Source organism: Pseudoalteromonas sp. 68 DY56-GL68 (genome assembly GCF_041414825.1).
Taxonomy (GTDB): Bacteria; Pseudomonadota; Gammaproteobacteria; order Enterobacterales; family Alteromonadaceae; genus Pseudoalteromonas.
In genome coordinates this window covers 383,873-397,348 of record NZ_JAOCZL010000006.1, presented here as the reverse complement: position 1 = coordinate 397,348, position 13,476 = coordinate 383,873, and the positions used below count along the sequence as shown (strand labels likewise).

The 13,476-nt window shown below is 40.6% G+C and carries 9 protein-coding genes; all 9 read left to right on the top strand.

The window, feature by feature from the left end; genetic code table 11:
* Positions 1-93: 93 nt before the first annotated feature.
* The 9 genes from NYF15_RS02540 (at position 94) to NYF15_RS02500 (ending at position 13,446) form a co-directional block, all read left to right on the top strand.
* Positions 94-873, top strand: a complete 780-nt coding sequence (locus tag NYF15_RS02540) for a DUF2189 domain-containing protein (RefSeq protein ID WP_371352684.1) — start codon at positions 94-96, stop codon at positions 871-873.
* Between the two features lie 291 nt (positions 874-1,164).
* On the top strand, positions 1,165-2,274 hold the full coding sequence (locus NYF15_RS02535; RefSeq protein WP_371352683.1) for an arginase family protein: 1,110 nt from the start codon (positions 1,165-1,167) through the stop codon (positions 2,272-2,274).
* Positions 2,275-2,402: 128 nt separating this feature from the next.
* Positions 2,403-3,101 (top strand): substrate-binding periplasmic protein, encoded by a 699-nt coding sequence (locus NYF15_RS02530; RefSeq protein WP_371352682.1) that lies wholly within the window; start codon positions 2,403-2,405, stop codon positions 3,099-3,101.
* Positions 3,102-3,291: 190 nt separating this feature from the next.
* On the top strand, positions 3,292-4,584 hold the full coding sequence (locus NYF15_RS02525) for a hemolysin family protein (protein WP_341804818.1): 1,293 nt from the start codon (positions 3,292-3,294) through the stop codon (positions 4,582-4,584).
* A gap of 78 nt (positions 4,585-4,662) precedes the next feature.
* The gene (locus NYF15_RS02520; protein WP_371352681.1) at positions 4,663-6,327 is read left to right on the top strand and encodes a cyanophycinase; all 1,665 of its coding nucleotides are present in this window, start codon (positions 4,663-4,665) and stop codon (positions 6,325-6,327) included.
* Positions 6,328-6,440: 113 nt separating this feature from the next.
* A complete protein-coding gene (locus tag NYF15_RS02515) occupies positions 6,441-7,529 on the top strand; it encodes a 6-phosphofructokinase (protein ID WP_371352680.1) in 1,089 nt (362 codons plus the stop codon).
* A gap of 206 nt (positions 7,530-7,735) precedes the next feature.
* A complete protein-coding gene (locus tag NYF15_RS02510; protein ID WP_371352679.1) occupies positions 7,736-8,899 on the top strand; it encodes an efflux RND transporter periplasmic adaptor subunit in 1,164 nt (387 codons plus the stop codon).
* A gap of 12 nt (positions 8,900-8,911) precedes the next feature.
* Positions 8,912-12,043: an efflux RND transporter permease subunit gene (locus NYF15_RS02505; protein WP_130152107.1), complete on the top strand. Its 3,132-nt coding sequence runs from the start codon at positions 8,912-8,914 to the stop codon at positions 12,041-12,043.
* Positions 12,043-13,446 (top strand): efflux transporter outer membrane subunit, encoded by a 1,404-nt coding sequence (locus NYF15_RS02500; protein WP_341804823.1) that lies wholly within the window; start codon positions 12,043-12,045, stop codon positions 13,444-13,446. Before NYF15_RS02505 ends, NYF15_RS02500 begins: the two co-directional genes overlap by 1 nt.
* Positions 13,447-13,476: the final 30 nt, after the last annotated feature.

Below are 13,476 nucleotides of genomic sequence, written 5' to 3'. Positions count from 1 at the left end.
GAATGTACAGGACAGATGTCCTGCAATACGATTGTTGCAAGAATCGAGCAGATAACCTAAACCTTAATAGATAATGATAAATGAGGATATACTATGCCTGCTTCATCTTCTATGAGTAAACATCAACAATTTGCTCGTTGTTTACAAAGCACTCAAATTTCTGCTATGGCCCCCTTTCACTGGTTGGCGTTGGCGTTTAAAGACATCGCAAATGCCCCAATACTCAGTTTAGTCTATGGGTTAGTTTTTACCCTGATACCAGCCGCGATTATGTTTTTTGTATACAGGTTCGACACGCATTTGGTTATTTTACCTGCCGTGGTTGGTTTTGCATTAGTTGGACCTGCATTTGCTGCTGGCCTGTATGACGTTGCGTGGGAGCTAGAAAAAGGCCATAAGCCAACACTACTGCACAGCTTAAAATCAATGTTCAGGAATCCCGCTGGGGAGTGGGGGTTTGCCGTTTTACTCATGGTGATCATGATAGTGTGGATGCGATTGGCAGCGCTTATTCATGCTTTATACCCTAATGTGGTTAATCCTAGCTTTGAACAGTTATCTGCTTTTTTAACATTGGGTAGTATTGTCGGTGGAATACTCCTAGTCACTGTTTTCGCCATTTCAGCATTCGCGCCTCAAATAATGATGGAGCGTCGTGTAGATATCATGACTGCGGTTATTTCTTCTATTAATGCAGTAAAAAACAATGTAGGCGCCATGATTGTCTGGGCTGCATTAATTTTGTGTTTAGTGTTTGTCGGTTTTATTACAGGCACAGCTGGCTTTATTGTAATCATGCCATTACTTAGTTATGCCAGCTGGCATGCATACATAGCCGTTATCAAAACTAAGAAGCCAAGAGGCTACGAATAATGAGTATTCACTCTGATTGAATATTAATTTAACGCAGCAACTTAAAGGGTTGCTGCAAAGTTTGACTTTAAAATTCCCCATGTTATATCTGCCAAAAGCAAGGTGCTTATGCTCGAGATAAGCCAGCAAAACCCTTCTGTTTTGAAAAAGAACTTCAATTATATCAATTGTTTGTTTTTTCAAGTTTTATTTTCTTTTACCTTTGATTGAGTTGAACATAATCAAAAGTAGAGGATAGTGTAATTTTTTAAATTACGCATGAATATGCAGATACTTACCAGCGGAGTGAAAATGAGTAACACACAAAAAACGTTCCATGAAAAATTAAGCCAGTGTTTATGTCCACCGGGTGATGGTGTTTTTACCGTTAATACGGCAAAGGAACGAAAAGATGCATTACGTACAAAGCTTTATGGGCAAACTGATAACGTTGATGTGCTTTGGAAGGAGTCACTTGAAACACTGGCTGATTCTGAGCACAAAGCGGTAATTTTAGGTATTAGCTCTGATTGTGGTGGTGGTATTTTACGAGGCGCTAACTGGGGCCCGTTATTCTTACGTTCAACCTTAATCGACCAACAGCCACAAGTACGTGCTTTTGATCTTGGTGATGTACGTATTATCCCTCACTTACTACACGATAAATATTTAAACGATGCGACAATCACTAACTGTCAAAAGGCGCTGTACGCAGACGAAAACAGTGAATACCACGTATCACCTTTGTCGATTACAGAAGATGTGTGTGATGGTTTTTACGCTAACTACCCAGACAAAGGAATTTTCGGTATTGGCGGTGACCATTCAATTAGTTACCCGCTAACAAAAGCATATTTAAAGGCAAAACGTGATGCAGGCAAACGCACTGCAATCATTCACTTTGATGCTCATACAGACTTATTAGTTGAGCGTTTAGGTATTGATTTATGTTTTGGCTCATGGTGTACGCATATTCTTGAGTATTTACCCTCACCGCGTAATCTAATTCAGTTTGGTATTCGTTCGAGTGGTAAACCGAAAGAGCATTGGGAATCAACGTTTGGTGTTAAACAGCATTGGGCCCATGAAATCTTAGAACGCGGCGCGCAAGCCGTCGCTGATGAAGTAATTGCACAACTTAAAGCCGATAACATTGATGAGCTGTATGTTAGCTTTGATATTGACGCATTAGATGAAAGCTTTGCCTCAGCCACCGGCACGCCTGAAGCCGGCGGACTAACGCCGCAGCATGCACTTGATATCTTAGTTGCTATTGCTGATGAGTTTCCGATCACGGGGGCGGATATGATGGAAATAGCGCCATTCACTGATAGCTCTTTAATTGGCCAAACAAGTTCTGAGACGACGCTTCGTGAAGGGGCAAAGATTTCAGCTTTCTTAATTAACGCCATAAATAAGTAACTGGTTTAGGTGAAAGGCGTAGTTTGCCTTTCACCTATCATTAGGTACTTCAAATTTTATTTCCAAATCTTACACTTCAGACTATATTTATATAAAAAATAATTATAACTTTTTGGTATAGTCAATTTATGCTCAAACCTATTATTCTGTCACTTGCTATGTTGTTGCAACCTTGCTTTGCAGCAATCACCGTTGTGACAGAAAATCTTCCTAGTTTTCAATATCAGAATGCGCAAGGTGTTCTTGTAGGGACTGTGGTTGAAGAAGTAACTAACGCTTTAAAGAAAAGTGGTGTTGAGTATACGTTGTCAGTAAATGCATGGCCCATATCATATAATGCCGCCTTACGAGATGAAAAAACGTGTATATTCTCCATTGCTAGATTACCAAGCAGAGAAGATAAGTTTAGCTGGGTTGCAAAGCTAGGTAATTTCACAGCTTCTTTTTATAGTTTTAAGTCACAACAGGTTAAAATTGAAAACCTAGAGCAAGCAAAAAAATACCGAATAGCAGTCTTAAAAGACAACTACAGCCACGTATATTTGTCTGAACATGGTTTTAATGAACAAAATCAGCTTATTTTGCTAGATAGCTTTGAGAACATTTATGATGTTCTCAAAAGCCGCCGCTCTAGCATTGATATGGTTGTGCTTAGCGATGAACAATTCAATTATGAGCTTAAAAAAGATAAAACCCTTTCATTGCTAAAAGCTATTTATAAAATTCCTACCGATTATCAAGATTTGTACTTTGCTTGTAATAAAAATCTTGAAAGCACCACCTTAGAAAAATTAACTAACGCCTTTTCATCGAACCAAGCAAAATAGGCTTGTTGATTATAGTAAACTAGCTATAATCAGCTGCTTTTTGAACAATTTCGCAAACCCAAATAACCGATTTTCTAGTGTTAAACATTTTAAATGTAAGACAGTTTAATCAGGTTACTCAGCGTGAAAACGTGCAAAAAGTATTATGCATTGAAAAATTCAATGCGCCTGTTTTTTTAGGAGTTTTAAAATGAGTGATCTGCTCGTTATTGTTTTCTTAATTTTCATAAGTGCATTATTTGCGATGAGCGAAATTGCCATTGCAGCTTCACGGAAAATTAAATTACGAGTCATGGTTGATGAAGGGAATAACAAAGCCCAAGCGGTTCTCGCTTTGCAGGAAAACCCAGGGGCATTTTTTGCAATGATTCAAATTTCTTTGAACGCGATTGCAATTCTTGGTGGTATTGTCGGTGAGCAGGCATTGTCGCCTTATATAGAGCAAATCCTTGTGATGATTTACCAAGGTCCTTTGCTTAGTCAAATTAGTTTTTTGATTTCGTTTTTAAGTATTACTTCTTTATTTATTTTATTTGCTGATTTATTACCAAAACGTTTAGCGATGATTATGCCTGAAGCTGTCGCTGTCAGAGTTGTGTCAATTATGCGTTGGGTCACATTTGCTTTAACGCCGTTTGTTATGTTTTTTAATGGTACAACGAATGTTATCTTGCGTGCCTTTAAGGTGCCTGCTGAACGTGAGGATATTGTTACTACCGAAGATATTGTTGCGATGATGGAAGCGGGGGCTGAATATGGCAGTCTTCAGCAGCAAGAATATCAATTGATTGGTAATGTGTTTGATTTAGAAGCGCGCTTTTTATCCAGTGTGATGACACCAAGGGATCAGATTGTTTATTTTGATGTTAGAGCAGATGCACAAGAGGTTGCTACAAAAATTATTGAGCATCCACATAATCACTTTTTAGTCTGTGACGGTAGTTTAGATAAATTAATTGGCTCTGTTGAGTCTAAAGATATCCTTCGTAAAGTGCTCAAAGGGCAAAACGCTGAAATTGACAGCGAACTAATTACTCGTGATGTCTTCTACTTACCAGAAACTTTGAGTCTTTCAGAAGCACTTAATACCTTTAAAAAAGCAGCAGAACCATTTGCGGTTGTAGTAAATGAGTATGCGCTAATGGTGGGGATTGTCACTGTTAAAGATTTAATGAAAGGGTTTATGGGCGACTTGATCACTCACCAAGGTGAAGAGCTCATTATTAAACGTGATAACTCCTCTTGGCTGGTGGATGGCCTTACACCCGTAGTTGAACTCGCTAAAGTTCTTGAAATTGAAGAGTTCCCTGAACAATCTCATTATGAAACCGTCGCAGGATTTTTGATTTACACCATGAAACGTTTACCTAAGCGGGCAGAGTTTATCAATTTTGCCGGATACAAGTTTGAAATAGTTGATGTTGAGGGCGTGAAAATCGAACAGTTAATTGTTTCACGAGTGACTGAAAGTGAAGGCGCGTAAGCGCCTTCGTCATTATTTTAAGTGTAATGAAAAATCTGTATACTGCGGCTTAGCTCCTTTAATACTAAAAGATTTTTTATGTTTCTTTTTAAAACCTTGTCTCGTATTTTTCTGACCACATTCATAGCTTGTTTATCAATATTATCGATTTCAAGTTTTGCGCAATCATCAAAAAATCAAACCTTAGTAATGGTTGGTGGTGCCCTTAATGTATGTAGTAGTGCCAAAACTCATTACTGTACAAATCAAAACGAGCTACAAGGTAAACAAGCAGCTCAATTTAAGATCACAGAGCGTGCTTTAACAGAATTAGAAAACGCATGGCCGAGTAATAACGAATCACACCGTAAACGCGTAATTCAGGTACTCAGCAAGTTGGCTAAAAGTCATTCACAGACAGTGACAAAGTCAGCTTTGTTATGGGCGTGGCGTGATATTGACAATGAAAGCTTGAGTCAACTTAGCAGCCATGAGTTTAACTTTATGTTGGATATGCTCGAAGTAGCTGTTCTCGATTCTAATGGGAATAGACTAAAAGAGCAGGTTTTTAATGACCTTAACCGAGAACAGGCGAACTCAGATATTGTTGACTTTGTTGGTGCAAGTATAAAAGTCTCGAGTCAAACGCCAACAGTGCTTGTTATAACAGCAGCAGATCGTGACCCATATGCTTCAGCAGATTTTTACGAGTCGCTTTTTGAAAATAAAGGAATCAAAACAGAGTGGCTTGCGTTAACACCAGCCTCAGCGTTTGCTATTACACGTAATCAATGTGCTGATTTAAAAAATATTCGCCAAGCAACAATGCATGTTTATAACCGTCAACAAGTCTACGCAGATAGGGTATTAGCTGAACAAGCTTTGTGTGACGCTGGTATAAAAACTGTGCGGGAAAAAATTCAGTCGGCAACGGCTGTGATCTTTAACGATGAACAGCAAACAAACCTGCAACAAGTTTTGTTTGATAACAAAGGCAATAAACTGCCTTGGTTTGATGATTTGCAATCTCGTCCAGTGATTATGTCAACTGGAGTCAGTAGTTTATTACAAGCAGGTGGCCGGAATACATTCGGTTTTGTGCCTAGCATAATTAGTGGTGACGGTATTACTTCACTGAGAGACAAGCCCATAGAGCAAGCATGTACGGGCTGTGTGAACGAGCAAGCAACAGGTGGACTTATTTACTCATCTATTGGCGGACTCGGAACATTCAATTACGGCCCTGTTGATAGTCAATTTAGTGAAAATAATCGTATGCCTAGGCTAATGAGCATTTTAAATGCAACAGGCCAGCGAAATGGCTTTGGAATTGATGAAGCAACTGCGCTTGTTATGATCCATTCTACTGATACTCGCTTAATGACCGTTATTGGTCAAAGTGGTGTAACGCATATACAGTCAGAGGGTGAAAATAAAGGTCTAATAGACTATTGGCCGACGGGGGCTGTCATCGAGGTTAAGGATAATGATTTTACTTTATCAAAAAGTTCGACAGATAAGGCGCTACCTACAATCAAAATTCCACCACTACCCATGCAGCGATTTGGAAATATTTTTGAAGCTGAAAAATTGCGTTCTTTATTGCAAGCTATTTGCTTAACACAAGAAAAACAAGCAGTAGCGCAACAAGATGAGTTTTTACTTGCTCTTAATGCAAATAAAAATACAGAGTATCATCGTCTTAATAATTCACAAACAGGGTGTGCTATAAGCAACCTAGCATTTTCTATTAAGACCTTTTAGTTTTTTAACTTAATGTCTGTATAGATTTTGTTATTGAGTTGATTTAGGTCATACACTTTTCTTACTAATATAAGCTAACCTGTAAAAAGTGCTTTAGCGTCAGTGGAAAATGTATGAAAAAATTACTGCTATTAACAAGTGGTGGGGATTGCCCTGGTCTCAATGGGGTGATCCGAGCGGTTGTCAAAGCCGCTGAACATGATGGTAACTGGCAAGTATATGGTAGCCGAAGAGCCTACTGCGGGGTATTAGAAACACCGAACGACATTGTCCACCTTACAAATGAGCTGATTGCAGGCATTCATGTTCGTGGTGGAACAATATTGGAAACGGTGAACAAGGGCAACCCCATTGCCTTTCCTATAAATGTTGATGGTAAACACCTACTAGTTGACCGTTCTAAGGAGTTAATTGAGAAGCTAGCAGAGCTTGGTTTTGATGCGGTTATCAATATTGGTGGTGATGGTTCTCATAAAGTCTCTCAGCACTTGTTTGAACATGGTTTAAATATCGTAGGCGTACCAAAAACCATTGATAATGATTTATATGGTACTGATTATACAATCGGTTTTCAGACTGCCGTCGACACCGCCACAGAAGCGATAGACCGCTTAATACCAACAGCGCAAAGCCATAACCGAGTGATTATTACCGAAGTAATGGGTCGCGATGCTGGTTGGATTTGTTTGCATTCAGCTATTGCTGCTGGTGCAGAAGTGGCGCTTATCCCAGAAATTCCCTACGATATTGGAGCGATTAAAGCCAAACTAACATCACGTTTTGATAAAGGCCATGGATTCGCCAATATTGTCATTTCAGAAGGGGCAAAATCCCTTGCTGGTGGTGTTGTTAGTAAACAATCAAATGAATTTGGCTACGAAAACCCAGTGCTTGGTGGTATTGCTGAGCAGCTTGCCTCACAAATACGAGTTGCGCTTGACCTTGATGTCAGAGTAACCGTGTTAGGTCATATTCAACGCGGCGGTACACCTAATGCGTTTGATAGGGTGTTAGCAGCAGAGTTTGGTGTGCAGGCATTCGAGCTAGTTAAGCAGGGGCGATTTGGTTTTATCCCTGTTAGTAAAGACGGTGAAATTAAACCGATCAGTTTAAAAGAAGCAACTTCAGAATATCGTGTTATCCCTTCAGAACATTCGTTAATTACAAGTGCTCGTGCAATGGGCATTTGCTTAGGCGATTAGTCAACGGCCTCTAACTGATAGTTTTAAAACGATTTTATAATCAAAATTATCAGTTATAACCGCAAATCTGCGAATAGTAATTATTTATTGCACAAAAAACACGCTCTAAGGCAAGCTTTTTATTTAATGTAAATTAGTTTAAAGACGCTTGATCTGCGTGCTTTTTAGTTTAGAATGATCGTTCACTCTAAACTAAGGATTTAAACATGCAGCGCTCTCGCATTCCATTTTTTGCAGTGTCAGCTCTTGCTGGTGCTGTTTTTTTATCAGGCTGCGGCCAATCAGAACAGGCTCAAGGGCAGACTCAGGCAGCTCAAGCGGTTCCTGTTGGTGTAATTGAGATGCAAAGCAAACCACTTACACTTACAAAAGAACTTCCTGGTCGCGTATCAGCGTCTCGTATCGCTGAAATAAGACCGCAAGTGAACGGCATTATACAATCGCGTTTATTTGTTGAAGGTGCTGAGGTTGAAAAAGGCCAAGCCCTTTATCAAATTGACCCATCGACGTTTGAAGCGCAAGTAGCAACAAGTAAAGCGGCAATCACAAAAGCAGAAGCAAGTATTGCAAATGCAAAAGCTAAATCAGAGCGTTATAAAGAACTGTTAAATATTAAAGCAGTGAGTCAACAAGATTATGACGAAGCTGATGCAGCATACAAAGGCGCTAAAGCAGATTTGTTGACAGCTCAAGCACAATTAAAAACTGCAGAAATTAATTTGAACTACAGCAAAGTGTTAGCACCTATTAGCGGTCAAATTGGTAAGTCAGATGTTACAGCGGGTGCACTTGTCAGTGCGAATCAGGCAACGGCATTAGCGACAATTACACAACTTGATCCTATTTTTGTGGATTTAACGCAATCAAGCAGTGAATTAACCCGTCTTAAAAAAGCAATTGCAACAGGCCAGCTTGATAAAGATGCCGTACAGCATTCTAAAGTTGAGCTAAAAATGGAAGACGGCACCACTTATGCTCATAAAGGGACACTTAAGTTCTCTGAAGTGACTGTTGACCCAAGCACAGGCTCTGTCACTCTTCGTGCTGAATTTCCTAATCCTGAAAAATTGTTATTACCGGGAATGTATGTACGTGCTGTTGTTGTTGAAGGCGTTAAGAACGACGCTATCCTCGCTCCACAACGTGGAGTAAGCCGTAATACTAAAGGTGAGCCAACTGCGATGGTGGTAAGTAAAGATAACAAAGTTGAGCCTCGTATTTTAAAAACAGACCGTACAGTCGGTGCTAACTGGTTAGTGACTGAGGGACTACAAAGCGGCGATAAGCTGATTGTTGAAGGTCTTCAGAAAATTAGACCAGGTGCACCTGTTAATCCTATGCCTGCTGAGTCAGTTGCAAATAGCCAGTAACGGAGAAACTTAATGTCACGATTTTTTATTGATCGGCCCATATTTGCTTGGGTACTTGCCATTGTAGTCATGCTGGCAGGTATTCTAGCAATTAGAAGTTTGCCGGTTGCACAGTATCCATCAATTGCGCCACCAGCAATCAGTATTCAAGCCAATTACCCAGGTGCGTCGGCCCGTACATTAGAAGATACGGTTACCCAGGTTATTGAACAAAAGATGAAGGGTCTTGATGGCTTGTTATATATGTCGTCTACCTCAGAATCGAATGGTTCAGCGACATTAACATTGACTTTTAGTGCTGATACGGACCCTGATATAGCGCAAGTTCAAGTACAAAATAAGTTGTCACTTGCAACACCATTACTTCCGCAAGAGGTGCAGCGTCAAGGTGTCTCTGTTGCTAAGTCTGCTAGAAACTTTTTAATGGTAGTGGGCTTTGTATCCGAAGATGGCAGCATGAATAATATTGATATCGGTGATTATGTTTCATCGAATGTACTTGATATTATTTCCCGTGTGAACGGCGTTGGTGAAGTTCAGCTTTTTGGTTCACAATATGCCATGCGAATTTGGTTAGACCCATCAAAACTGCAAAAATACGCACTAACACCAGCGGATATCAGCGCTGCGATTAGTGCTCAAAACGCGCAGGTTTCCGCTGGTCAACTCGGTGCGCTGCCTGCAGTTGATGGTCAGCAATTGAATGCCACAGTAACCGCACAAAGCCGCTTACAAACACCAGAGCAATTCAGAAATATCTTTGTAAAAACGAATGCAGATGGTTCAGTTGTTCGCTTAAGCGATGTGGCAGAAGTGGAGCTTGGTGGCGAAAACTATGGCGTTGTTGCGCGCTTTAACGGTAAACCAGCCTCTGGTTTAGGTGTTAAACTTGCCAGCGGTGCAAATGCACTTGATACTGCCGATGGTGTAAAAGCAGCACTTGCTGAGCTTGAGCCATTTTTTCCTGAAGGGCTAACAACTGTTGTTCCTTACGACACGACGCCATTCGTATCATTATCAATTGAAAAAGTAGTCAGTACATTAATTGAAGCCGTTGTATTGGTATTCTTAGTAATGTACTTATTCTTGCAGAATTTTAGAGCCACACTTATTCCAACCATAGCGGTGCCTGTTGTATTACTAGGAACCTTTGCGATTTTGCAGGTGTTTGGTTATTCAATTAACACATTAACCATGTTTGCAATGGTACTGGCAATCGGCTTGCTTGTTGATGATGCCATCGTTGTTGTTGAGAACGTGGAACGTGTAATGACCGAAGAGAACTTATCTCCACTGGAAGCAACACGTAAATCGATGGATGAGATTAAAGGTGCGCTTGTCGGTATTGCTATGGTGCTCTCAGCGGTGTTCGTTCCGATGGCATTCTTTGCGGGCTCTACAGGCGTTATTTATCGTCAATTCTCGATCACCCTTGTTACAGCAATGAGTTTATCGGTATTGGTGGCGTTAATTTTAACACCTGCTTTATGTGCAACTATGTTAAAGCCTAGCCATGTCCATAATGATAAATCACTTTTTGGCCGCTTCTTCTTAGGATTTAACCGAGGATTCGATAAAACCAATAATGGTGCGCAAAGCTTCGTGTCACGCATGATCAAGCACAGCAAACGTTACTTACTTTGTTATGGTTTGATTGTTGGTGGCATGGTATTTATTTTCTCGCAATTGCCATCTGCTTTCTTGCCAGATGAAGACCAAGGGATTTTATTTAACCAAGTTAGCTTACCTGCAGGTTCAACAACAGAACAAACGTTAAAAGTTGTTGAAAAGATGGAGCGCCACTTTTTAGAAGACCAATCTGAAGCTGTTCGCTCTATCTTTACAGTAACAGGCTTCAGTTTTGCAGGTTCTGGGCAAAATGCTGCAATTGGCTTCGTTGGCTTAAAGCATTGGGATGAACGTCAACGTGACGATCTATCTGTTGGTGCAGTAGCTGGTAAAGCAATGGGCTTTTTCTCAACTATTAAAGAAGCTTTTGTATTTGCTTTTCCACCTCCCGCTGTTGTTGAACTAGGCACGGCAAATGGTTTTACTTTATTCCTACAAGATCGTGTTGGCTTGGGGCATGACAAGTTACTTGAAGCGCGCAATATGTTCCTTGGTATGGCGGCTCAAAACCCTGTGCTTTCAGGTGTACGTCCTAATGGTCAAGAAGATAAGCCAGAGCTTGAACTTGATATTGATTTGGCTAAAGCTGAGGCACTGGGTTTAACACAGGCTGATATAAATAACACGCTATCAACCGCTTGGGGTAGTAGTTATGTAAATGACTTCATTGACCGTGGACGCGTTAAGAAAGTGTATCTGCAAGGTATCCCTGAATCACGTATGGTTCCAGAAGATTTGGATGAATGGTATGTGCGTAACTCTGCAGGTGATATGGTGCCATTTACAGCATTTGCACGTTCATTCTGGACGTATGGCTCACCACGACTAGAACGTTATAATGGTTTTTCAGCTATGGAAATCCAAGGTGCAGCTGCGCCGGGTTATAGTACTGGTCAAGCAATGATTGAAGTAGAAAAAATTGTTAAGAAATTACCGCCAGGTGTTGCCTTTGAATGGACCGGCATTTCTTATGAAGAGCGCCTAAGCGGCGGTCAAGCTCCATTATTGTATGCACTTTCATTATTAGTTGTATTCCTGTGTCTTGCCGCATTATACGAAAGCTGGTCTGTGCCTGCTGCTGTAATGCTAATTGTACCATTGGGTGTATTTGGTGCAGGAGTTGCGTCATTTGTATTTAATTTATCGAATGATATTTATTTACAGGTAGGTCTATTAACCACCATAGGTTTAGCATCCAAAAATGCCATTCTTATTGTTGAATTTGCTATTCATAAAATGGATGAAGGAATGAAGTTAGTTGATGCGGCTGTGGCAGCTATTCGTCTACGTTTACGCCCGATCTTTATGACCTCAATGGCGTTTGTATGTGGTGTATTACCCCTTGCAATAGCCTCAAGTGCAGGCTCGGGTGCTCAAAATGCACTAGGTATTGCGGTTATCGGCGGTACGCTTGCTTCATCAAGTATTGTGGTGTTGTTTGTGCCGTTATTCTTTGTATTGGTACGTCGTATCTTCCCTGGTAAGCATAAAGCGACAAATGAGGAGCAAGCATAATGACCCTTAAACTCGTTTCTGTTTCTGTGGCAGCTTTGTTACTCTCTGCTTGTAATATGGCGCCAGACCTTGAACAACGTGAATTACCCGTTGCGCAAAACTATGATGTAGAGGGTAGTGAAGGCGATATAAACGCGCTGCATTGGCAAACATTCTTTAGTGATGAACAATTACAACAGTTAATTCAACTCACGCTTGAGAATAACAAAGACATTCAAACTGCTGCACTCAATGTGCAGCAGGTGAGAGCTATGTATCAAATCGAGGATTCAAATTTGTATCCAAGTATCGATTTAAATGCATCAGGCACACGTCAGCGTTTACCAGCAGATTTATCTAACACAGGGCAAGCGACAATCACAGAGCAATACTCTGCAACGGTTGGCTTAACGGCTTACGAGCTTGACCTGTGGGGGAAAGTACGTAATCAGTCTGAGCAGGCACTGCAAAACTTATATTCAGCAGAGTATAGCTTGACCAGTGTTCGCATCAGCTTGATATCTGAACTGGTTAATGCATGGCTAAACTACGCAACTGATAAAGCGTTACTTGCGCTTGCTAACGATACGCTTAAATCACAACAAGAGTCATTAGAGTTAACGCGAAAGACTTTCGCATTGGGAGCTGCCTCACAGTTAACGCTATCTCAGTTAGAAAGCACAGTAGCAACAGCAAAGGTGGATATTGCAAATTATCAACGCTTACTTAAGCGTGATAAAAATGCCTTAGACTTTTTAGTGGGTAAAACGGTGAGTGCCGATTTATTACCTACGCAAAGTATTGATACAGTGCTTAACATGCCTGAGGTGCCTGTTGGTTTACCGTCTGAGTTATTAACACAGCGTCCTGATATAAGAGCTGCTGAGCATGACCTACTTGCTGCTAATGCAAATATTGGTGTTGCGAAAGCGGCTTTTTATCCAAGTATTAGTTTAACAGCCAATGCTGGAACAGCTTCTGCTGATCTTGATAATTTGTTTGATTCAGGCTCAGGCACATGGAGCTTTGTACCTTCGATTAACTTACCTATTTTTAATATGGGACGTAATCAGGCTAACTTAGATGTGGCTAAAGCACAGCAAGAAGCTGCGTTAACAAGTTATGAGCAAACCATCCAGCAGGCGTTTAAAGAAGTGTCTGATGCACTTGCAGACCGTCAAGGTTATAAACAACAGCTTGATGCTTTAAATGATCTTTATCGTAGCAATGAGGTGTCTTTTACCTTGTCGGATGCACGCTTCCAAAAAGGTGCAGATAGTTATTTGCAAGTGCTGGATGCACAACGTAATTGGTATAGTGCAGGGCAGCAGTTAATTTTAGGTAAGCAAGCGTATCTTGCGAGCCAAATTAACCTTTACAAAGCCCTCGGTGGTGGCTGGAGTGCCCAACAGGTTGCTCAATAAACTATCAATTGCATAATTTATTTAAGGACT